Genomic DNA, 23,579 nt, shown 5'->3' with positions numbered 1-23,579 from the left:
ATAATAATTTTAAATTAACAACTGCTTTAACTAACTACAATTTAATTAACGACAATAAATTACTTAATATGGTAGCAGAATTTTATGACAGTTAGCAGCATCAAATTGTTACATTAAACGTGCAAGCCCTTATTACACAGGCATTTGATATCAGCTATGTTAACTAACATCTATATATCATAATCCCTATCTAAAACTAATCTCCAATCACAGCTGCTACTCACTCCTCAACCCAAAAATAGAACCAACACACAAGCCATTGCCAGAGCTAAGCCCATCATATTAACTTTGTTCAAAGACTCTTTAAACACGACCACACCAACCAAGGTAGCCAAAGCAATGACGCCCACATTCATACCTGTAAAGACGATGCTGGGCGAGCCTGCTAGGCTTTGGTGTGCTTTAATATAGGCATAAATATTACCCATATTAAGCACGCCTAATAGCAATCCTGCCAATAATGCTGGACGTTGCCAACGGACACGCTGCATGAGTAAATAAATGAGTAATAATAACCCTGCCAAACCAAAGCTGATAAATAATGTCAATGGAAAGGCTGCCCCTTGCTTAGCGACTTGTTTGAATAAAATATCAATCACGCCATAGCCAAGCCATACACCTAATAACCATACTGCGCTAGGTATCAATGTCTTTGTGTGAGTAGCTGTGTGATGATTGTGAACAGAGGTATCAGCGTGTGCTTGCTTATCTATATCTGCACCTGCTGCCCCACCGTTAGTCTGGCCTGCCACCTGCTGAGGACGGTATATTAACGCAGCTAATGCTAAAAATCCCAGTGCGATACCAACGACTCTTTGGGTTGTTAATACTTCTCCAAAGAGTATAAATGCTGCCACAATAGGAATAATCAACGATAGCCGCTGGGCAGCATCAGTAGCAATAATCCCAACGGCTGCAATGGCGCGTCCTAAAATAACAAACACCAATGGCAACAAAATCCCCAATGCCAAAATAATGCCCCATGCGCTACCCAACTCTGAGATGGCAGAAGTATCAGGTTTTAGTAAAAGTCCAGTTAATAAAAATGCCACTGGATAGCCTGCGACAATGGTTTGACGAATATCAATATGACGTTGGCGCAAAACTTTTAGTAATACAGACACCAAAACACTACACAGTACAGCAATGATTAAATACAACATGACTTATTGACCATTAAAAACACCCATAAAATGTAACAAGATATTTCAATTTATACAATCTTTAATTTTATATTGCCTCATAAATTTAGCTGTTTTATCAGCAGTAATTACAATTCACTTGCAAGCGAAGTTGCCTAGTTTTGTTAAAATAGTCTGTCTGTATTATCCATAATATAAACTGCCACTGTCAGTCGCCCATATCAAATATAGTAATGATTCCATTGTTTATCTAGCAGCGTCATCAACCATTAGCCATAAACCATTATTTATGAAATTCTTATATCGCTTTTTTGAGTCTCGCCTGCCCCCTTTTCCAACAACCACTGAGCCTCTACCAAACTCTGGTTTACTGCCTTTTTTGTGGGCTTGTACGCGTGGGCTACGTGGTTGGTTACTACTGTTTATGATTCTCACCGCAGGTGTGGGTGTGTATGAAGCAATGATGTTTGCATGGATTGGAGATATTGTCGATTGGCTCGGATACTATACTCCCGAAGCATTATGGATAGCAAAAGGCGATATGCTGCTTATTATAGCAGCGGTATTACTGCTCAGTCCCTTCTGGGTTGGATTGACATCACTGATACATTTTCAAGTATTGCAAGGGGTATTTCCTATGCAAATGCGCTGGCGTTTTCATCAGCGTATGCTGGGTCAGTCAATGCAGTTTTATCAAGATGAGTTTTCTGGACGTGTATCCGCAAAGGTGATGCAAACAGCTTTAGCAGTACGTGATACGGTGATGACCGTCACCGATATGCTCACTTATGTCAGTGTATATTTCATTACCAGTGGTATTATCTTATTTCATCTCGATGCCCTGTTGCTTATCCCCTTTATGCTATGGCTGGTGCTGTTTATCATCACCTTAGCTGTGTTTATTCCCAAGCTACGGCAAACCTCTAGTAAACAAGCCGATGCACGCGCATTGATGACAGGGCGTATCACTGATGCTTATGCCAATATTATGACAGTGAAGCTATTTAGCCATTCACAACGTGAGCTTAGCTATGCCAAATCAGCCATGCAGCAATTTTTACAAACCGTGCATGCACAGATGCGTTGGGTCACTGCGCTGGAGTTTGTCAATCACCTTATCAGTGTCATTCTGATTGGTAGTACCGCTGTCATTGGACTGTATTTATGGCAGCAAGGAACTGTCGAAGTTGGAGCAATTGCGGCAGCAACGGCGATGGCGTTACGGCTCAATGGGCTAACCCATTGGATTATGTGGCAAACGGCAAGTTTGTTTGAGAGTATCGGAACGGTACAAGATGGCATGAAAACATTGTCTGCACCACAAGCCATCACTGATATCAACTCTGCCAAAGAACTTATGGTGACTGACGGCAATATTGTCTTTGACCATGTGGACTTTGGTTATACAAAACATGAAAGTGCACAGCCACATGATAACTTTCATAGCAATAGCAATAGCAATGCTCATAGCAACGTTAACACCAAGCTACTAGATAACTTTTGTTTAGATATCAAGGCGGGAGAAAAAATTGGCTTGGTCGGACATTCTGGCGCAGGTAAATCGACACTGGTAAATTTATTGCTACGTTTTTATGATGTCGATAAAGGGGCAATTTTTATTGATGGGCAAGCCATTGATACCGTTACTCAAGAAAGCTTACGTCAGCAAATTGGCATGGTCACTCAAGATACCTCACTATTACATCGTACTGTGCGTGAAAATATCGCTTATGGTCGCCCTGATGCGACAGATGAAGAGATTATCACTGCTGCCAAACAAGCACAAGCATGGGAATTTATCCAAGAATTACACGATGCCAAAGGTAATAAAGGGCTAGATACGCATGTGGGTGAACGAGGCGTTAAGCTATCTGGTGGACAACGCCAGCGCATCGCCATTGCTCGAGTGATGCTAAAAAACGCGCCAATTTTATTATTAGATGAAGCCACCAGTGCCTTAGACTCGGAAGTCGAACATGCCATTACCGAAAGTCTGGATAATATGATGCAAGGCAAAACTGTGATTGCCATTGCCCATCGCCTCTCTACCATTGCTGCCCTAGACCGTTTGGTAGTGATGGATAAAGGACAGATTGTAGAGCAAGGCAGCCATGATGAGTTACTTGCCAAAAATGGTATTTATGCCAGTCTATGGCAACGCCAAAGTGGTGGCTTTTTGGGTGAAGATGAGGATGATTAAATTGGTATCTATTACTCAATTATCACTGCAAAAAAGGCTGAATTTCATTGCCATACTCTGTATTGCCTTTATAGCGATAAGTTTATCCGGGTGCTTTGAGAAACAAGTAAGCTGTCAAATTAATGGCGTCCCAATCAATGAGCAGCTCATTGGCAAACCGCGCGCCTTTATTCTCAAAAAACTAGGGCAACCTGTGCATTCAGATTTGGGCATTAAACATTTTGAGGAATATACATTTATGGCTAACCACAAAAGTTATGCTGTCATTCTTCACTATACTCAAAAATCAGCAACCTATTATATTAGTGGGCAAAAATGTATCAAAACCAATCCCAAAATTGAAATAGCGAATCACATACTGTGGCATTAACTGTGTAATTAGTTATGCCTAGTTATGCCACTAAAAAGCCCTTAAGCACATGCACAATACTACACATGACCTTAAGGGCTTAAGAGTAATTACTACAAGCTAATACTTATATATAATTACTGCTGAAAAATACCTGCACCCGCATTGGCACATTCGACATCAAGATGTGCACCCGGTGCACCACCAACGCCAATACCACCAATGATGGTATTATTAATGATAATAGGCACACCGCCACCCAAGAACAGCAAACGCTCGTCCATATCTCGTAGCGCATCTATTTTTGGATTTTGCGCAATCATATCGGCATAATCAGCCGTTGGCTTTTTTAAAGACACGGCAGTAAAAGCTTTACGGTAGCTGCTGCTTAGCGTGTGTGGTCCTGCCTTATCATCACGAATTTGTACCAAAGGTGTACCCGCTGCATCAACCACGGTTGCGGTCACAGCATAACCATCCGCTTTGCACTGTGCCACGGCTTGCTGTGCCACTTGTACGGCAGCATCACTACTGATACTACGGCTATCGACCGTAGCTTGAATAATTTGTGCTGATGGTGCGGCTTGTGCTGCAATAGCCGTCATCAACAACCCACTGGTTAATAATAATTTATTGCTAAATAAGCTTTTTAATATATGCATTATAATTTTCCTTATGTTTATAGTGAATACAACGTATGATGATATATAGTTGAAAATTTGGCATACATACTTTACCCAAAACTAATGACAACATGCAAACTTATCCCAATCATTGATACCAATTTACTAAGAAAACCAACAGTTAGTTAAAATAAATTGATACTTATCAAAGCATTACAGGTCACAAATCTTTATCTGTTTTTATATGTTATAGTCTAGACGAATGATACTTCTTACTCTGACTATATATGCTATGGCACAATCCTATGTCTTCGATGTCTTCTTGTAAACTAACTGACTTTTCTAACTTTGAACAATTTGCTAAATCTATCAGCATTGATAATAAAAATGCCCGTTATTATGATTTAAAAGATTTAACAGCTTTGAAAAATCATTCAGACAATCAAAGCCAGATAAATAAACCAACAAACCCGCGACTCCCTGCTCACTTTTATGGCGGTAATGGCTTTGCGGTGGGTGTGTATCAGCCATTATTGAGTAAGCTTGCCAGCCAGTTTGATATCACCAGCCTTGCCATGCGTGGTTATTGGTACGATTTGCCCACTGCCAAAACTCTAACGCGTGAGCAAGACGCGGATATGCTGATTGAATTTTTGCAAAAGACACAAAATCAGCCCGTGATTGGTATTGGACATTCACAAGGGGCAACTGCCACTGCTATGGCTTGTGCCAAACGTCCTGATTTATTCTCCAAGCTATATCTTATTGAGCCTGTCACCTTTACCAAGCAACAAACCCTAGTTTATAACTTATTGCCAAGATGGCTAAAAATGAGCCAAGAGCCGTTTACAAGCACACTAAAAAAACCGACCACTTGGCAAAGTATTGAGGATTATTATCAGTTTTTACGCAGTCATCGGGCGTATAAACGGGTCAGTGATGAGCACTTAAAGATTTATGCTACTAACAGCTTAGAGCAGCGAGACGATGGACAATATGAGCTGATTTTTGCACCCAAGCAAGAGCTGGCAAATTATTTTGGCACGCCGTACATTGATGACGCCTTAAAACAATTGAACCGCCTAAATATGCCTTATACGCTAATATTGGGCAAACCCACTATTTTTGTTAGTGATAAAGTACGCAAAAATTGGCAAGGATTGGTTGATGATGAAAATATCGTTACCCTAGCTGAAAACGGGCATCTATTACCGATAGAAAATCCTGAGGGTTGTGCAGAAGTAATTTTGGAGGATTATCAAAAATAACCCATGATCACACCACTTTTTCTGCCTGACCCCACGGACAACCTCTTACCCTATGATGGCATCGTCAATAATTTTGGTAGGATAATCGACAATTCTGATAGGCTTTATCAGCAGTTATTGCAAGACCTGCCGTGGCAATCTGATACCGTCACCCTATTTGGCAAAACCCACATTACCAAACGTCAAATCGTATGGATGGGTGATAGTGACGCAAACGGACAACCACTAACTTATCATTACTCGGGACATTCTCGGCAAGCAACGGCATGGACAGACAGTGTGTTTCACGTGAAACAAATGATTGAACAACGGATTGAAAAGGAGCTTGCCAAACAAGGCATTACCTCAAAAGACGCCATGTTTAACGCCTGCCTGCTAAATTATTATCCCACAGGCAATGAGGGCATGGGTTATCACAGCGATGATGAGCCAGAGCTGGGGGCGAACCCAGTCATTGCCAGTGTGTCACTCGGAGCAACTCGTAAGTTTGTGTTGAAGCACAAAAAAACTCAAGACAAAGTTGAGCTTTATCTTGAGTCAGGACAGCTTATTGTAATGCGGGGGGCAACACAGCAATATTGGAAACACTGCATTACCAAAACCAAAAAAGTGAATACAGGGAGAATCAGCTTAACTTTTCGGCAGATTATAAGTTTGTAGCGATTTTAAGTAATACTGTGTTTTCGATACAAACCCAAGCAAGCCTCAATAAAACGAACAACCACCCCTAATATAACGTAAAAATATTACTGTAGAGCACTAAAACGCATGATATCAGTTTTATTTGTATTTATGCCGTTAATTAAGATCCTTTTATTAACCTTATACATAACACCTGTAAACTTACCTAATGTGGTACATTTTGTCCCACTAAATGAGCCTGAATAAGGATATAAGTTGACATCGTAATGGGCATTTTCTACTGTGCCATTAAATTCACAATTTGAGCCCACTTTAATCTTCAGATTTTTTATATCAGCATTGTCACTGTCTGATATGATGGCATTGGCAAACTTATATTTGGTTAATGAGCCTATCGTTCCCCTATAGTTACCTGTCAGTTCTGATAAAGTAGAACTATCTAATTTGATGTATTTTAGATCGTATACTTTTTTATCAATAGAAGCATCACTGTTTGTCAAATCTAAGGTCAATCGGGACTTGGGCACAAATTGTGCTGAAGCATTGTAATTGCGGACAATATTTTGGGCCGAGTCAAACTCTCTAACCCGAGTTGTGATTTTTTTGGCTGAGTCTTGATTAAAATCTCCAGTGATTAAGCTAAATATTTCTTGCTTATATTTGTAGTTGCCATCGATAAAAGAATTATTATAAAAACCAAAATACTCTCCATCTGGTTTCACCGTCAAGTTAAGCAAAATTCTATCACCATTATCAGCAGTCACTATTGCTTCATAATAGCCTTGAATATCTTTAGGTACAGTGCTCTTAGGCTTAGTAGTGTTCTCAGTTTGACTTGATGTTTTTTTATCATCAGATTTATTATCAGAACCAGAATCACCACCACACCCTGCCAACAATCCTGTTAACAATAGAGTGCTTGTTAGGCTGGCTAACTTTAATGTCATTTTCATATTTATTCTCATCTCATAGCCCTAAATTTACTTAGACTTTAGTAAAATTTCAAGAAGGTAATAATACAGTCATACAGCACACGAAGGCAACCCCATATTTATTGAATATTTCTTTTAAATTAATAACTTAATACTGCTACATACCAACGTATAAAAATAGTGGGCAGACTATATTGTGTCTTTGCGTAAGCTCTATAATACTTACCCATTACAGTACAATTTCTAGCTACTGTCCTTCTAACTGAGCCATCTTATCACTTTCAAGCTGTTGCGCTTGTTCAATCTGATTATTAGCTTTATCCAATATGGCTTTGGGCTGTTGACCTAAAGGTTTGTTGGCAATATCATCATTTGTATTAGCTGTATTATCTGTATTGGCAACTTCTGTAGAAGCAATCTCGGCGGAAACAGTGTCAGGCTCATTATAGCTAATGGCAATATTAAAAATAACCAATGCCAAGCCAGCAACGAGAGCAATAATAATCATGGTTTTGGACTGCATGGGGCTGTTCCTATGTTGAGTATTGAACTGAATAAGATATGTCATTAGTATAGCAATTATCATACCTGTTATAAGAATAAAGAAGGACAAATAATGACCCTCACCCAATCACAATTTTTAGGGGCAATGTACGGATTGCTTATCGGCGATGCAGTAGGTGTGCCTTATGAATTTAATCAACCTGAAAACCTGCCCGCCTTTGCTGATATTGATATCACACCCCCTACCGATTTTAAACGCACTTATCCCACCATTGCGGTAGGTACATGGTCAGATGATGGGGCGCAAGCCTTGTGTTTACTTGCCTCATTAATGGATAAACAGACATTAGATTTAAATGATTTAGCCAAACGATTTTTAAATTGGCAAAATATAGGCTATATGGCGGTAGATTATGAGGTGTTTGATATTGGCGTACAAACCTCAGAGATGCTATTAGTACGTCAGCAACAACTAGAGCAAGATGTTGATTTAAATGAGTTATTTGCTGTCGATAAGATGGTTTATGATGTGCGAACCAATGGCAATGGTTCACTTATGCGAGTGCTACCTTTGGTATTGTGGTTTGTGTCTTGTCAACAGATAGATAAGCAAAATGATACGCAAATAGATAAACAAAATGATTTGGCAATGTTGGCAAATTTAGTCCAATTAGCCCATCAGCAATCATGGCTTACCCACCCACACCCACGCTCGCAAGTATGTTGTGGGTTATATTGTTTGTGGGCGGTAAACATCATTTTAGGGCAGGATTATCAATCGGCATGGCAGCAGGCAATCACTCAATTAACGGATATTTATCAGCAATTGCAATTGGTTAAACATTTAGAGGAATTGCTATCTCACATTTGTCCTGATGATAGACAAGCCGAGGCAACAGGCAGTGGCTATGTGGTGGATAGCTTGCGTAGTGCCTATTGGGCACAGCAACAAGACAGCTATAAAAATGTGATTAAAGCGTCCATTAGTTTAGGGCGAGATACGGATACCACCGCTTGTATCGCTGGTGGTATTGCAGGGTTACGCTTTGGGGTGGAAAATATGCCACAAGATTGGCTGGATAAGTTAAGGGGTAAGGATATTTTGTGGTCTTTATTAGAAACTGCTTATTTATTACGCTCACCGAATAATGCTAAATGTTTATTTTCTGCTGTTAAGAATTTAGATAAACTTTCAAATCATTAAATATTTTTATTTATATCTATATATCTAAGATTTAATATATCTCCACTTTCATCAATATCAAATATAATTTCCATTGGTAAACGGAAATAGTCTTCAATATTATCTTTTTGTAGTTCTTTGAATATATTCCGGCTATACTCTATATTATAAAGATTTTCTCCAAATCTTGATCTCTGTAAGATATCTCTATATAGATCAAATCTTACAATACCAGAGCTATCTACAACATAAACAAAGTTATCCATAGTGTAACGGACAGGGAAAAAGGAAGATAAAGGAAAAACATACGAATATGACGAATTAAAAAAATTTAATAGCCTCCTATTCTCTATTATATTATTTAATTCATTATTAATATAATAATGAATATTATCAAGAATACTTAAATATTTCTCAATATTATCTTGACTTTTCTTATGACAACTATTTATAAAACTTGTTTTTCCATAGCACATAATATATAAGAAAAATATATTAATTTGTGATTTCAACAAGACATCTAATAATTTCATATTTTCTACAAACTTATTAATTTGGACTTCTGATTTTTTAATATTTTTCTTATTATTAAATTTATGGGATTTAATTTCACTTTCTAATTTTCTCATAATCTCAATATGAAAAATTACACTACTATTAATATCCTTAATTAAATCTGCTATTTTATGACTATGCATTTCATTTAGTTCATTAATAAAATCCTCACCATCTTGATAAAAGGAGCTTATTAAATTATCTATATATTCAATATTTGCTTGAATTTCAGCACAGTCTTTCTCTACTAAAAAAAACTCTATATTTTTTATAATATCATGCAAATCTCCTAATTTTTTATCAATATTAGATAAGTGCTGTTGAGCAGTTATTACCGTAGCGATTTGCCAGCATAATAAAGCTATATTTGTAGGGGTCATTCCTGACTTTAGCCTTGCTTGTTCTGATATTCTCTTGGTATCTGTTTTCTGAAGTTGAGGTAAAAAATCTTTTCCAGATTTTTTCAACTCTAAAGCACCATTTTTCCAATTTTCCATTGCTTCTTTAGAAAAATGTGCAGTATAACTATTCATACTGTCTATTGTTTTTCCAATATTAGGAATATTACCAACAATTGATGAAAGATGACTTTCTATAAAACTTTGCTCATTTAAGGGCAACTTTTTTCCTTGAATATGTCTATCTGCTTTTACAATTGAAAAAACCTTTTGACCCTCATTATCTACAATTGCTATTTCATGGATATCATTCTTATTGTTCATATACACCCCCAATAATAATTATTAAGATATCCTCCACATCATAGCAAGATTTCCTCACTTTTTACAATCACTAACTCTCCATATCCACCCATTGTAACTGCCTAACCTCACCACTAAGCAACAAACGATAAACCACGGTATTTGCCATCGGCATAGCGGTTTGGAATTGGCGAAAGCGTCGCATATCGGCATTGTCTTTAAATTGACAACCCATTAACCGCCAAGCTAATAGCCCAATCCATATCCCATGCCCAAAAAATAAACTGTTATCCTCAAATTCATCAAGCTGGCTGATAAGATTATCTACCCGAGCCAAAAAGTCAGCAAAGCTATCTGAATCATGGCTATCACGATGTTCTAAATCTGCCGTTTGCCAATATTGTTTGGCAAGCACTGCCCGCTCTTTTCCCATCATGCCCTCAATGGTGGCATAGCCCAAACAGCCAAACTCATTAAGCCAAGGCAACACTTCATAAGTGCTGTCATAACAGCTTTCATAGTCAGTATTCGTATTTAATTGAAACTTATCACAAAAAGCTTGCGCCGTTTGTTGTGAGCGCAGCATTTGTGAGCAGTAGATTTTATTGGGAGGCGTTTGCCATTTTTTGGCAAGTTCACGTGCTTGCTGTTGTCCAAGTTCCGTTAAGGGAATATCACGGTCGGGCATGGACTTTGCCCCTGTATTAGCAAGGCTTTCACCATGACGAATAAAATAAAGGGTTTTCATTATTATTTCTCAATTTAATTATTTTCTAACACAATCTTACCAAAGCTATGCCCTTTTTCTAACTCTTGATGAGCTTTGGCAACTTCAGTTAAAGGATAGGTTGATTGGATATGTACACTTAATTGTTTATCAGCGACTTTTTGTAGCATATCTGCCAAATCTTGGGCGTTGGGTTTGGCGATAAAACCTGCTACTTGTAAGTTTTTATTTGCCCCTGCCTCTTTGAGTTTGTCCGCCCAAATACTTGGCAGTACATACACGTTACCATTGGTTTTTAGTGTCGATAAGGCTTTGATGCCTGCCTGTCCACCGACAAGGTCAAGTAAAACATCGGCTTGCAAATCAGGGAATGTTTGCTCATCAGTATATTGCTGATAGTCAATCCAACCTGCTAATTTATCGCAATCAATTAGGCTGGCAAGTTTTTGATATTTTTCTTTAGAACAAATAACGCTCAGCTGAATATCAAGGGTATCGACCAATCCCATCAGCATTTGGATTAATAAATGACCCACGCCACCTGCGGGGGCATTGATAACCACATGCTCGCCTTGATTGATGTCAGCAAAATCCAAAAGCTGTTTGGCAGTGGTGGCGACACAAGGCATTGCCCCTGCAATTTTTAAATCCACGCCATCAGGAATGGGGGCTAATAGCTCCCCTGCAACGGCAACATATTGGGCATAACAGCCACCAGTAAAGCTAAGGGCTGATACCTTATCACCAATGTTAAAACGGCTATCTTTGCTGGCAACCACTTCCCCTGCCACATCAAAGCCTAAAACGGCAGGTTGATTGTTGGCAAATTGCTGATTACGAATATTATCTGCGCCCCAACCTAAGCCTTGTCGAGTTTTATAATCGACAGGGTTAATACCTGCATAGGCGACTTTTATCAGCACTTGCCCCTCATTTAATGTGGGTACGGCAAAATCATTTTGTTGTTCAAAAACATCGGGCTCACCAAACTGTTTGATGGTCATGGCAGTTTGACTGTTAGGGATTGACGGGTTTATAAGTTGACTCATAAAGTGTTCCTTATTTTTCTATATCATTCAAATTATTTACAAAATAGCTGTTTGAGGCTCTCTAAAAAATTAAAGTTTTGAAAATGACAACGATTCTATTTTTTCTAATAATTTATCAAAAAATAACTGTGGACTTGCTTGGCAACTCTCTAATTCTTCATCAGTCATAACAATATGGTCATTTTTCCCATCTAAATATACCACAACAGGGCTTTGCCCTTGGCTGGCTTGCTGGGTTGCCTTATCCATCTCATTAATATGCACCGCTTGCACAGGGATAGGAAAACTTGCCACTCGCTGTCGCCACTGTGCTTTGGCTTTGATAGAGTTACCATGACTAATATCACATAAGGCACAATGGGTGTTGCCTAAAACTTTGCCTATCACATAACTTAGCTCACCCATGATGCCGCCATTGGCATTATAAACAGCAACGATTCGGGCATTTTCTGAGTCTTTATTTTTCATCATTTTCTATATCCCTAATCACGTTTTTATATTCCTAGTCGCTTTTTACATTTCTAGACCATCACTGTTTAGTCATTTTTTGGCGATGACAGTTTGTATAAGTAAAAACTTTTCATCACTCTTGTGGGCTGCGATTATCCAGCAAATCTGAATCACCCGATTCAGCAATTTCCTGTTCTACTTTTTCCATCAACTTAGTATCAGGTTTGGCATCAAGTATTTCTTCTACCTCTGCATCACCCAATACTTTTTTTGCTCTCTGTTTTGCCTCTTTTTTCTCTTTATCTTTGCTAGAGGTGTCAATTGTTATATTTTCTACTGATGTATCAATGTCTGCATCACTACCTTTATCACTTGCTATGGTTGGTGTTGATTGCGTTGTGGCGGTAGTGGTTAAGTCGGCTAACGATGCTTGATTAAGCGCAAGGCTGGTTTGTTTGATTGCCTCTTCAATATCACCATTAAAGCGCAACCGATAAATTGGCTCAGGTAAACTAAATCCTTGATTCTCTAGTGCGTGTTTGGCTTCTCGAATCGCAATACTACGCGCTTTGTTAAAGTCTGTTTTGGACTGGTCAACCCATACTTGAAAGCTCAGCACAATATTTGAATCCCCCACCTGCTCAATATTTGCTGTCGCTTTTGGCTGACTCAAAACAAACTCCAAACCATTGATGGCATCTAACCCAACTTTGATGGCAGCAATGGGGTCATCATTGGCATCGACACCCAGCTCAAAGGTAAAGCGTCTTTCAGGATTTTTGGTATAGTTTAAGATTGTGCCTTTAAATACTTCTGAGTTAGGAATACGTAGCTGATTACCATCTAATGTCATTAAGATAGTGGCTCGTGAAGTCAAACGCACCACAATCCCCTCTTGTCCATTAATCACCACTTGGTCACGTGCCCGAAACGGCTGGCGCACACTGAGCATCAAGGAGGAGATATAGTTTTCGATGGTGTCTTTGACTGCAAAACCAACGGCAATACCAATCACCCCTGCCCCACCCAATAGCGTACCAATGATGGCTTCTGCCCCCATCAAGCTCAGTCCCAAAATCAAACCAATGACGATAAAGACGACTTTGATGGTTTGGGCCAATAGCTCAGCAACAAAGGGGTTAGGTGCAATGCGCTGCCAAATACTATCGCGAGCAGCCAGCCATGCCCCAAACCATGCCATGATGGCAAATACCAATATCGCAACCAATAACAAAGGCAACGCTTTAATAAGTGACTGGGTACGAGCTTTTAAGTCTTTGACCACAGGAGTCACATTATCCTGCACATCTAATGTACGGCTAATATTATCTTCTACAGTAACCACACCACCAACTCGTCCTGCCAGCTTGAGTGCTTGTTGTGCCTTTTTTTCATTAGGGGTTTCACCACTTAAGGTAACCACACCTTGATTAACGGTGACACCAACTTCATGCAAGCCATCAATTTCTGAGAATATGCCTTTAATGCGCTGCTGAATTTCATTATCTTTTGGTGGAGTAGAAACAGGCTCAATGGGGGTGTTTACTTCTGGAGCAGTCAGACCACCCGTACCCGCTTCATCTTGATTATTGTTGGCAGATGAGTTACTTGCACCACTGACCGCAGCCAATGCCTCATCAGCACTGATAATCTCCTCAACCACTGCCTGTGCTGGCATGGCAAGTACAATAAGGCTCACTATCAACAGCAATGGGGAAAGTAACATACGCATAAGCATTTAAATCCAACAATCTAACAATCATTTAATGGCAAGATAAGGTTTTCTCTATAATACTGCTAGTGATTAGTATCATAGAGAAAAGTAACGACACCAATCATGAATCTTAACTATCCAATAACAACTGTGCTGAACTTAAATCCAGCGTGCCTTCATAAATCGCACGCCCAGTAATAATGCCTTCGATACAATCACCATAAGGCTTAAGCAGTTCAATGTCTTTAAGGTCAGTCACACCACCAGAGGCAATCACAGGAATACCCCCTTCTTGTGCGAGGTTAACCGTCTGCTCAACATTCACCCCTTGCATCATGCCATCACGGGCAATATCAGTATAAACAATGGAAGATACACCCACATCAGCAAATTGTTTGGCTAATTCAACCGCTTTTATTTCTGTGACATTTGCCCAGCCATGCGTTGCTACCAAGCCATCTTTGGCATCAATACCGACAATAATATGCCCTGCAAACTCACGACAGGCTTCAGCAACAAAGTTAGGGTCTTCTACAGCCTTAGTACCAATAATAATATAGGTCAATCCAGCTTTCATATATTGTTCAATGGTTTGTAATCGACGTACTCCACCACCAAGCTGTATGGGTAGGTTAGGATAAGCACGCGCAATATCTGTCACCACAGACTTATGCACAGGCACCCCATCAAATGCACCATTGAGATCCACCAAATGCAAGCGGCGTGCCCCTTCTTCTATCCAGCGTGCTGCCATAGCAACAGGATCATTTGAAAACACTGTATCATCTTCCATACGCCCTTGTTTTAGGCGCACACATTTACCATCTTTTAAGTCAATGGCAGGAATAATAACTGTAGAATTGTTAGCAGATGGCTTTGACATAATAATAACCTTAAATAGTGATGTTAAATCAGTAATTGTAAATATATCGGACTTACGCAATTTTATAGATTGCCTGCAACTGGTAATCATTTTTTTATCAAGTGGGTTGGCTGCACATGGCTCTAAAGACTCAATATAATTCCCAGCCACTTTATCAGTCAAATATCATACTTTTGCGTAAGTCCTAATATAGATAGGGTGAATATAGGAATGATATAAATATTGATACATTTTAAATTGCTATACGAACTTTAATGCATAAAGCACTTTGCTATAACCATTATATAGCCCATCAATCATGGTGATCACAGTGATGGTTACAATAAAGCATTACTGTAAAAAATGGCGGGTTTTTAGACAATATTCACACATTTTGCGAACTCACTGGCAATTTTAGGGTAATTTGACGTATAATCCTAGGTTAAATTGTATATGTATTTTGGTAGCCAGTCGCCACTGTAATCTTATCTTAAGATATTGACAGGTCATCAATTTATCCAAAATCTGATTATAGATGTCCAATGTTTATGCAGGAGAGGATAAGTTGGTGTATCAATAGATTGTGCTTTGAGTGCTGTCTATGTTAATACGCTTATCTCGTGCCTACGGTTGTTAACTTCAATAAGCTAACAATATCAAAGTAGCTTGCACAAACCAAACAGGACGTCTGGTATCTCTACTTAGCCTATGGATTAAGTTCGCTTATGTTTACCATTAAAAAAGGGTTAGACGTACCCATTGCTGGTGCACCTAGCAATGAGATCAGACAGCACGTACCCAAAACTGTTGCACTGATTGGCTATGATTATGTGGGTATGAAACCCACCATGAATGTTACTGAAGGTGATATTGTAATCAAAGGTCAGCCTGTCTTTGAAGACAAGAAACGAGTTGGCGTTATTTATACTGCGCCAGCTTCTGGTAAGGTTGTCGCCATTAATCGTGGTGAACGCCGAGTGTTTGAAAGCTTGGTGATCGAAGTTGATCCCAATAGTGATGAGACCGAATTCAAGCATTTTAATTCCAGTGAATTGGCAAATTTAGACGCTGAGACGGTTGAAGCTCAACTTATCATATCAGGAGAATGGACAGCATTTCGTACCCGTCCCTATAGTCGTAGCCCTGATATTGGCGCCAGACCTGATGCCATATTTGTCACCGCCATAGACACCAATCCACTTGCCTTTGATCCAATGATTGTCATCAAAGAAGAGTTGCAAGCGTTTAATGATGGTTTGGCAGTATTATCTACCTTAACGCCAAAAACCTATGTATGTCATCATGGTAATGCGGATCTTCCCAAGATTACTCAAACAGCACCTGATAACGTCACTGAATACCATGCTTTTACAGGTAAACACCCCGCAGGTTTGGCAGGTACACATATTCACTTTTTGCACCCCCTAAGTCGTGGGGTCACTGTATGGACAGTAGGATATCAAGATGTTATCGCTATCGGTAAACTGTTTACCACAGGGCGATTATATACTCGTCGTTTGATTAGTCTGGCAGGACCAGTCGTTAATAAACCCCATCTGGTAGCCACCGAACGTGGCGCAAGTTTAAATGAGATTACAGAAGGGCAACTACAAGCGGGTGATAATCGAGTGATTTCAGGCTCTGTCTTATCAGGACGTAAAATCATTGAACCAACTGCTTATCTTGGGCGCTTTCACAATCAAGTCAGCGCATTAGCAGAAGGTCATGAACGTCCTGCATTCCATTATCTAAGTACAGGTAAAAACCGCTTCTCAATATTGCCAATTTATATCTCTAATTTCTTTAAAGACAAAAAATTCAACTTTACTTCTACTACTAATGGTTCACCTCGCGCTATGGTACCCATTGGTGTATTTGAAAAAGTGATGCCACAAGACTATCTTCCCACACAGCTACTACGTGCCTTAATTGTCGAAGATATTGTGTCGGCTGTAGATTTGGGTGCATTAGAGCTGGATGAAGAAGATCTCGCCTTATGTACTTTTGTCTCACCTGGTAAGTATGAATTTGGTGATATCTTGCGAGATAACTTAACTCGCATTGAGCAGGAGGGCTGATCACGATGAAGTTTTTACATAATATGTTTGATCGTTTAGGGCCATCCTTTAGTAAGGGCGGCAAATATGAAAAGTATTATGCAGTATATGAAGCACTAGACACCTTTTTACGTCAACCAGACATCACTACCCATTCGGCATCGCATGTGCGTGATGGTATTGACTTAAAACGTATCATGATTACTGTTTGGCTTTGTACCTTCCCGGCGATGTTTTGGGGTATGTATAATGTTGGACACCAAGCCTTAATGGCAATTAGTCAACTCGGTCTACAACCTGAAGGTTGGCGCACTATTATTACCCAATTGGCAGGCTATGACCCCAATAGTATTTGGGCTTGCTTTGTTTATGGGGCGATGCAATTTCTGCCCATCTACATTGTCACCTTTGCGGTTGGTATTGCATGGGAGATGATATTTGCGGTGGTACGTGGACATGAGGTAAACGAAGGATTCTTCGTCACTTCTGTACTTTTTGCACTTTGTTTACCACCAAATATTCCTTTATGGCAAGTGGCATTAGGTATTAGCTTTGGGGTGGTCGTTGCCAAAGAAGTCTTTGGCGGTACAGGTAAAAACTTCTTAAACCCTGCCCTATCAGGACGGGCGTTTTTATATTTTGCCTATCCTGCTTATATGTCAGGTGATACCATTTGGACAGCCGTTGATGGCTTTTCAGGTGCAACGCCTCTAGGACTCGCTGCTTTGGGTATCAGTCCCGAAAAATTTGTTGATACCTATGGTCAAGTCATCACGTGGAGCGATGCATTCTTTGGTAATATCCAAGGTAGTATTGGTGAGGTTTCAACTTTTGCTATCTTGATCGGTGCAGTGGGATTATTATGGACCCGCATTGCCTCATGGCGCATCATGGCAGGGTGTGTGGTTGGGCTTATTGCTACCTCATTGGTATTTAATATCTTTGGCTCAGCCGATAACTTAATGATGCAGCTGCCTTTTTATTGGCATCTGGTCATTGGTGGTTTTGCCTTTGGTGCAGTATTTATGGCAACCGATCCAGTCTCTGCGGCGCATACCAATAAAGGACGCTGGGCTTATGGTATTTTGATTGGCTTTATGACTGTGGTCATCCGTGTCGTCAACCCTGCCTTCCCAGAGGGCATCATGCTCGCCATCTTGTTCGCAAACTTGTTCGCACCATTGTTTGACTACTTTGTCACCCAAGCGAACATCAAACGTCAAACGGCACGGAGGATGCGTCATGTCGCAATCTCAAAATAAAAAACCCAGTAAAAAGAACAGCAACCTAACCACCATTGGTGTTGCGTTAGTTTTATGTTTGGTCTGTTCTGTCTTAGTCTCTGCGGTTGCAGTAGGTCTTAAATCAAAGCAGCAAGAAAATAGCCGTCTTGACCGTAATAAAAATATCTTGATGGCAGCAGGGCTTTTTGACCCTGAAACCGATGACCCTGCTGTGGTCGAAGAGGAATTTGCCAACTTTGAAACCAAATTGGTTGATCTTGAAACAGGTGAGTTTGCCACAGATGAGGCTTTATCAGCCGATGGTATTACTGATGTCACCGCTTATGACACCAGCCAAGCAGCAAAAAATAAAGCACTGAGTATCGACTTAGGTGATGATGATCCTGCTGGTATTGGTAGTAAACCTAAATATGCCAAAGTTTATGTACTCAATGGTGATTCAGGCAAACCTGAGCTTGTGGTACTACCCGTTTATGGTTATGGTTTATGGGGCACAATCTATGGCTTCTTGACCATTGAAGGGGACTTAAATACAATCAAAGGCATTAGTTTTTACTCACATAAAGAAACACCTGGACTAGGTGCTCGTATTGAAGAGCCTAAATGGCGTGCACAATGGGATGGCATTAAGGCTTATAATGACCAAGGTGAAGTCGCTACTGGTGTTACCAAATCTGGTAACCCCAAAGAGAACTGGGTCGATGGTATCAGCGGTGCAACCCTGACCAGCCGTGGTGTTAGTAACTTCATTCAGTTTTGGCTTGGCGATCAAGGCTACAAGCCATTTTTAGATCATTTACGCTCCAAAGAGGCTGGCTCAAGTAACGATCAGGCTCGCCAAAATAGTCTACCTAACAACGCTACTGTTCATACTGGCAAGGAGGCATAACATGGCTGATACCAAAAAAATCTTAACCACCCCCATCTTTGATAACAACCCAATTGCACTGCAAATCCTTGGGATCTGTTCTTCATTGGCGGTGACAACCAGCGTACTTAATGCACTGGTGATGTGTATTGCTTTGACTTTAGTCACCGCATTTTCAAGCTTTTTTATCTCCATCATTCGCAATAAGATCCCATCAAGTATTCGTATCATCGTACAAATGACGGTGATTGCCTCTTTGGTTATTGTCGTTGATCAGATACTAAAAGCAGTGGCTTATGATGTCAGCAAAAGTTTATCAGTATTTGTGGGGCTGATCATTACCAACTGTATCGTTATGGGACGTGCAGAAGCCTTTGCGATGAGCAACCCACCCATACCAAGCTTTGTAGATGGTATTGGTAATGGACTTGGCTACTCAGCCGTATTGATCTTCGTTGCCAGTATTCGTGAATTATTGGGTAGTGGTAGCTGGCTAGGTATCACCTTGCTAAACCCTGTTACTAATAATGGCTGGTATGTGCCAAATGGCTTATTGCTATTGCCACCTTCTGCATTTTTTATTATTGCATTATTTATTGTCATCATACGTATGTGGAAGCCTGAGCAAGTTGAAGAACCTGAATTCGTGATCAAGCCGCAGTCCAAAGGCTTAGCACATGGTGGAGGTCACTAATGGGACATTATGTTAGTTTATTTATTACCTCAGTCTTTATTGAGAATATGGCATTGGCCTACTTTTTGGGGATGTGTACCTTTTTGGCAGTCTCCAAAAAAGTCTCCACCGCCATCGGGCTTGGGGTAGCGGTTATTGTTGTTATGGCTATCACGGTACCCTTAAACAATCTACTGTTTCAGTACCTATTAAAAGATGGTGCACTGGCATGGGCAGGATTCCCAAATATTGATTTAAGCTTTTTGGGATTACTAAGCTATATTGCTCTCATTGCTGCTACTGTACAGATTCTTGAGATGTTTTTGGATAAGTTTGTGCCAGCACTATATAACGCTTTGGGGGTATTTTTACCTCTAATCACTGTAAACTGTGCCATCATGGGTGGTGTACTGTTTATGGTTGAGCGTGACTATAACTTTACCGAATCCGTCACTTATGGTATCGGCGCAGGTCTTGGCTGGGCATTGGCAATCACCTTACTGGCCGGTATTCGTGAAAAACTTAAATATTCAGATGTGCCTGCCCCACTACGTGGCTTAGGCATTACGTTTATTACTGTTGGACTAATGTCGCTTGGTTTTATGTCATTTGGTGGCATGTCGATTTAACCGTTTTCTCATTTATGAGGGTAGCTACAGCAATGAGTGTTGTACCCTACCCTACCAATAATAAGGACAAGTATCATGGAGTTGTTTGGTACGGCAATCGGTGGCGTCGCCATGTTTACCCTGATCATCATGAGTTTGGTTGCCATTATTTTGGCAGCACGTTCAAGACTGGTCAGCTCAGGTGATGTAACCATTCATATTAACGAAGACCCAGAAAATGACGTGGTCACCCCAGCGGGGGGCAAGCTACTACAAACACTAGCCAATGAAGGCATCTTTTTGTCTTCTGCTTGTGGTGGTGGTGGTACTTGCGGACAGTGTCGCTGCCGTGTAATTGAAGGTGGTGGTTCTATTCTACCAACCGAAGAAGGTCATTTTACTCAAGGTGAAATCCGTGATCACATGCGCTTAGCTTGTCAAGTTGCTGTTAAGCAAGACATGGAAATTGAGATTGATCCAGAATTCTTTGATGTGCAAAAATGGGAGTGTGAGGTTGTCTCTAATGATAACGTTGCCACCTTCATTAAAGAGTTGGTGTTAAAAATCCCTGAGGGTGAAGAAGTAAACTTCCGTGCAGGGGGTTATGTACAGCTAGAAGCACCTGCACATGAAGTACACTACAAAGACTTTGATATTGATGAAGAATACTTAGAAGACTGGGAAAAATTTGGGCTATTTAAGTATGTCTCAAAAGTTGATGAGCCTGTTATTCGTGCCTATTCAATGGCAAACTATCCAGATGAAAAAGGTATTATCAAATTTAATATCCGTATTGCTTCGCCACCACCTCGTGGCCCTGATGGTATCCCACCGGGTAAAATGTCCTCATGGGTATTTAGCTTAAAACCTGGTGACAAAGTCACTGTATCAGGCCCTTATGGTGAGTTCTTTGCTAAAGACACCAAAGCTGAAATGGTATTTATCGGTGGTGGTGCAGGTATGGCACCAATGCGCTCACACATATTCGACCAGCTCAAGCGTCTAAGCTCTGATCGTAAAATCAGCTTCTGGTATGGTGCACGTTCAGTACGTGAAATGTTCTATGTTGAAGATTATGATCAACTTGCTGAAGAGTTTGATAACTTTGAATGGCATGTGGCATTATCTGACCCATTAGAAGAAGATAACTGGGAAGGATACACGGGCTTTATTCATAATGTCTTATATGAAGAATACTTAAAAGACCATCCAAACCCAGAAGATTGTGAGTTTTATATGTGTGGACCACCAGTAATGAATGCTGCCGTTATCGACATGCTACACTCTTTGGGTGTCGAAGATGAAAATATCTTACTTGATGACTTTGGTGGTTAATAGTTTTCGTAGTTAAAGCATTGATATTGCATTGTTGAATTGATATATACCATAAAAAAAGAGCCTTTAATGAGGCTCTTTTTTTATGGCTAATTTTTGATATTTTTTCATGTCATTTGCTACTGACTATATTTAAAACTTAGTATGGACAATGAGGACTAAGCCGCCACAAGTGGTGGCAAAATAGTTATCTGTGAGTCACTCTCTACAAATCCATTATCTTTTGGATGAGTTATTAATGGTGATGGCTCATACAAATCATGTTTATCAATATAGTACACACTCCAAGAGTCTGTATCATGTATAGGAGATTTTATCTCTTTTGCTCCTTGATAAAATGCTTGTGTTAATGGCTCTAACCAACCATCAGGGCGATTTTTGTATTGATAGTAAACCAGTGGATAAATGGCAAAACCACGGGTAAATCCATACAATGTATTCAAATTACGATAGGGTAGTATCAAGGTGAGCATCAGGGTTGGCTCACTATAAACACGTATCTCAATGGTCACCCCATCTGTTCGTCCTGTTGGCATATTGACATACATATCATAGCTTAAAAAATCAAACTTCTGCCCTACTTTTGGTGTATCCAGTTTTTGTAATAACCCACCAATATCACTATCCATAATTTTTTCAAAGGTGACGTTTGTATTTGACTCATCATAATTTATCGACATCGCCCCCAATTCTGTGCCATCACTTAAATGCACCATATTCCATGCTGCCAACAACCCACCTAGATGCATGGCGGTTTGCCAGTCTTTTGGTAACACCTTAGTACTACTGACGGATAAAGGATAACTACTCAGATTACTGCTATTTTCTTCTATGACTTTATTGGTAAATGCTTGTGCTGTGGTGGGATAATCTTCTAACAGTCCAAATAAACGATTGGTAACAACCAATAACGGCGTACGCATATAACCGCCATCAAACATCATCACTTGATTATTTTCTAAACAAAAGATAAATTCTGGATTGGGTGATATCTCTTGTAGTTGTTTGTAGTTAAACCATTTAAATCCTGTTCTGGCAATACGTGCTGCCGTCATACCAATATAACAACCTAATAAATAGATAAATTTCTGATTTTCTGGCTGATTAACAAATTCATCATAATCATCAAACATCAGATTTTGTTGTTTTTTGATGGTGGTTAGACATTGATCTATCTGTCCTAAACTGCGATAAGAGTAATCAAAGTTAATCTTAGATAATAGTGGTTGATAAGCGATGATATTATCAATTAACTTGCCTGTACGTACTTTTTTTAGATACTGTAAACAAATGTCGTTGGCATCACCACGCAAGTCAACCTCAGCTTTACTCAATAAGTGATTCACCGTATCATTAATATAGTTGACTAGATTCATCTCACCATTTAACGTACTTTGTATTGCACCTAGTGGTAAACTGATACCATAAGAAAACTGAGCCCCAAAGCTAAATGCAAAGTCCTTAAAAACCTCAGGTGAGTCCTGTGCCTCTGGTAAGTTGATTACCTTGATCAATTCTTCATGATTCTTCCAGATGGGTACATCATCAATTTTTCTACCAATTTGCTCAATAATATAAATAGCAACCGTCAGTAAAAAATTCTTTGAACCTGATTGTTGCAGGATTTTTTTAAGGGTAATACCTTTTTTAGACATCTGTACAAACATCTGATTTAGACGCACAATGCTGGCATCGGTATTATCAAGTTGGCATTTTTCTAATGCCTGAGCAAATAACAGACCGCCATTAGGTATGGTTTGTTGCTGTAAATGATAACGCAGATATTCGACCTGACGTTGTACAATGTTTGGTGGGTTAAGCATGAGAAATGTCGTCCTTTTTAGTACTTAATCAATATTATTAAATAGTATCATCATTTTCTATAAACTATAG

At 39.8% G+C, this 23,579-nt stretch carries 22 protein-coding genes; 11 read left to right on the top strand and 11 right to left on the bottom strand.

Annotation, left to right across the window (positions count from 1 at the left end):
• Window positions 1-227 precede the first annotated feature (227 nt).
• On the bottom strand, window positions 228-1,163 hold the full coding sequence (locus FHK89_RS00390; protein WP_230655692.1) for an EamA/RhaT family transporter: 936 nt from the start codon (window positions 1,161-1,163) through the stop codon (window positions 228-230).
• Between the two features lie 268 nt (window positions 1,164-1,431).
• Here FHK89_RS00390 and FHK89_RS00385 point away from each other — a divergent pair, with 268 nt between their 5' ends.
• Window positions 1,432-3,342: an ABC transporter ATP-binding protein gene (locus FHK89_RS00385; protein WP_230655691.1), complete on the top strand. Its 1,911-nt coding sequence runs from the start codon at window positions 1,432-1,434 to the stop codon at window positions 3,340-3,342.
• Window positions 3,335-3,712: a hypothetical protein gene (locus tag FHK89_RS00380; RefSeq protein WP_230655690.1), complete on the top strand. Its 378-nt coding sequence runs from the start codon at window positions 3,335-3,337 to the stop codon at window positions 3,710-3,712. Before FHK89_RS00385 ends, FHK89_RS00380 begins: the two co-directional genes overlap by 8 nt.
• A 116-nt stretch (window positions 3,713-3,828) precedes the next feature.
• Here FHK89_RS00380 and FHK89_RS00375 read toward each other — a convergent pair whose 3' ends face one another.
• Window positions 3,829-4,353 (bottom strand): GlcG/HbpS family heme-binding protein, encoded by a 525-nt coding sequence (locus FHK89_RS00375; RefSeq protein WP_230655689.1) that lies wholly within the window; start codon window positions 4,351-4,353, stop codon window positions 3,829-3,831.
• 266 nt (window positions 4,354-4,619) lie between these two features.
• Between FHK89_RS00375 and FHK89_RS00370 the strand changes: the two genes are divergently transcribed.
• Complete coding sequence (locus tag FHK89_RS00370; RefSeq protein ID WP_329958675.1) at window positions 4,620-5,582, top strand: alpha/beta fold hydrolase; 963 nt, start codon at window positions 4,620-4,622, stop codon at window positions 5,580-5,582.
• A 3-nt stretch (window positions 5,583-5,585) separates the two neighbouring features.
• A complete protein-coding gene (locus tag FHK89_RS00365) occupies window positions 5,586-6,242 on the top strand; it encodes an alpha-ketoglutarate-dependent dioxygenase AlkB family protein (protein WP_230655688.1) in 657 nt (218 codons plus the stop codon).
• Window positions 6,243-6,328: 86 nt separating this feature from the next.
• On the opposite strand, the gene FHK89_RS00360 is transcribed toward FHK89_RS00365, so the two are convergent.
• Together FHK89_RS00360 and FHK89_RS00355 are read right to left on the bottom strand one after the other, a co-directional pair.
• Window positions 6,329-7,177: a hypothetical protein gene (locus tag FHK89_RS00360; protein ID WP_230655687.1), complete on the bottom strand. Its 849-nt coding sequence runs from the start codon at window positions 7,175-7,177 to the stop codon at window positions 6,329-6,331.
• Between the two features lie 226 nt (window positions 7,178-7,403).
• The gene (locus tag FHK89_RS00355; protein WP_230655686.1) at window positions 7,404-7,679 is read right to left on the bottom strand and encodes a hypothetical protein; all 276 of its coding nucleotides are present in this window, start codon (window positions 7,677-7,679) and stop codon (window positions 7,404-7,406) included.
• Between the two features lie 93 nt (window positions 7,680-7,772).
• Between FHK89_RS00355 and FHK89_RS00350 the strand changes: the two genes are divergently transcribed.
• A complete protein-coding gene (locus FHK89_RS00350) occupies window positions 7,773-8,864 on the top strand; it encodes an ADP-ribosylglycohydrolase family protein (RefSeq protein ID WP_230655685.1) in 1,092 nt (363 codons plus the stop codon).
• Here FHK89_RS00350 and FHK89_RS00345 read toward each other — a convergent pair.
• The 6 genes from FHK89_RS00345 to hisA all read right to left on the bottom strand — a co-directional run bounded on the left by FHK89_RS00345 (window position 8,861) and on the right by hisA (window position 14,922).
• On the bottom strand, window positions 8,861-10,120 hold the full coding sequence (locus FHK89_RS00345; protein ID WP_230655684.1) for a hypothetical protein: 1,260 nt from the start codon (window positions 10,118-10,120) through the stop codon (window positions 8,861-8,863). The two genes, FHK89_RS00350 and FHK89_RS00345, sit on opposite strands and share 4 nt — an antisense overlap.
• Before the next feature lie 70 nt (window positions 10,121-10,190).
• Window positions 10,191-10,847, bottom strand: a complete 657-nt coding sequence (locus tag FHK89_RS00340; RefSeq protein WP_230655683.1) for a histidine phosphatase family protein — start codon at window positions 10,845-10,847, stop codon at window positions 10,191-10,193.
• A 14-nt stretch (window positions 10,848-10,861) separates the two neighbouring features.
• On the bottom strand, window positions 10,862-11,875 hold the full coding sequence (locus tag FHK89_RS00335) for an NADP-dependent oxidoreductase (RefSeq protein ID WP_230655682.1): 1,014 nt from the start codon (window positions 11,873-11,875) through the stop codon (window positions 10,862-10,864).
• A 69-nt stretch (window positions 11,876-11,944) separates the two neighbouring features.
• Window positions 11,945-12,346, bottom strand: coding sequence for a hypothetical protein (locus tag FHK89_RS00330; RefSeq protein ID WP_230655681.1), 402 nt, complete (start codon window positions 12,344-12,346; stop codon window positions 11,945-11,947).
• A 112-nt stretch (window positions 12,347-12,458) separates the two neighbouring features.
• Window positions 12,459-14,051, bottom strand: coding sequence for a mechanosensitive ion channel domain-containing protein (locus FHK89_RS00325; protein ID WP_442966539.1), 1,593 nt, complete (start codon window positions 14,049-14,051; stop codon window positions 12,459-12,461).
• 118 nt (window positions 14,052-14,169) lie between these two features.
• Complete coding sequence (hisA, locus tag FHK89_RS00320; protein WP_230655679.1) at window positions 14,170-14,922, bottom strand: 1-(5-phosphoribosyl)-5-[(5-phosphoribosylamino)methylideneamino]imidazole-4-carboxamide isomerase; 753 nt, start codon at window positions 14,920-14,922, stop codon at window positions 14,170-14,172.
• A gap of 704 nt (window positions 14,923-15,626) precedes the next feature.
• Between hisA and FHK89_RS00315 the strand changes: the two genes are divergently transcribed.
• The 6 genes from FHK89_RS00315 to nqrF all read left to right on the top strand — a co-directional run bounded on the left by FHK89_RS00315 (window position 15,627) and on the right by nqrF (window position 21,686).
• Window positions 15,627-16,979, top strand: coding sequence for a Na(+)-translocating NADH-quinone reductase subunit A (locus FHK89_RS00315; RefSeq protein ID WP_230655678.1), 1,353 nt, complete (start codon window positions 15,627-15,629; stop codon window positions 16,977-16,979).
• 5 nt (window positions 16,980-16,984) lie between these two features.
• Window positions 16,985-18,220 carry an NADH:ubiquinone reductase (Na(+)-transporting) subunit B gene (locus FHK89_RS00310; protein ID WP_230655677.1) on the top strand — a complete coding sequence of 412 codons (1,236 nt, stop codon included), beginning with the start codon at window positions 16,985-16,987 and terminating at the stop codon, window positions 18,218-18,220.
• On the top strand, window positions 18,201-19,091 hold the full coding sequence (locus FHK89_RS00305) for a Na(+)-translocating NADH-quinone reductase subunit C (protein ID WP_230655676.1): 891 nt from the start codon (window positions 18,201-18,203) through the stop codon (window positions 19,089-19,091). The genes FHK89_RS00310 and FHK89_RS00305 overlap by 20 nt, the downstream gene beginning before the upstream one ends.
• A gap of 1 nt (window position 19,092) precedes the next feature.
• On the top strand, window positions 19,093-19,764 hold the full coding sequence (locus FHK89_RS00300; RefSeq protein WP_230655675.1) for an NADH:ubiquinone reductase (Na(+)-transporting) subunit D: 672 nt from the start codon (window positions 19,093-19,095) through the stop codon (window positions 19,762-19,764).
• Window positions 19,764-20,372: an NADH:ubiquinone reductase (Na(+)-transporting) subunit E gene (gene nqrE / locus FHK89_RS00295; protein WP_230655674.1), complete on the top strand. Its 609-nt coding sequence runs from the start codon at window positions 19,764-19,766 to the stop codon at window positions 20,370-20,372. The genes FHK89_RS00300 and nqrE overlap by 1 nt, the downstream gene beginning before the upstream one ends.
• A gap of 75 nt (window positions 20,373-20,447) precedes the next feature.
• The gene (nqrF, locus tag FHK89_RS00290; RefSeq protein ID WP_230655673.1) at window positions 20,448-21,686 is read left to right on the top strand and encodes an NADH:ubiquinone reductase (Na(+)-transporting) subunit F; all 1,239 of its coding nucleotides are present in this window, start codon (window positions 20,448-20,450) and stop codon (window positions 21,684-21,686) included.
• A gap of 158 nt (window positions 21,687-21,844) precedes the next feature.
• Here nqrF and FHK89_RS00285 read toward each other — a convergent pair whose 3' ends face one another.
• Window positions 21,845-23,509: a hypothetical protein gene (locus FHK89_RS00285; RefSeq protein WP_230655672.1), complete on the bottom strand. Its 1,665-nt coding sequence runs from the start codon at window positions 23,507-23,509 to the stop codon at window positions 21,845-21,847.
• Between the last annotated feature and the right edge of the window lie 70 nt (window positions 23,510-23,579).

This window comes from Psychrobacter sp. I-STPA10, assembly GCF_021012795.1.
GTDB lineage: Bacteria > Pseudomonadota > Gammaproteobacteria > Pseudomonadales > Moraxellaceae > Psychrobacter.
Note: the sequence above shows the minus strand (reverse complement) of the source record. Positions and strands in the feature narration are given on the sequence as shown.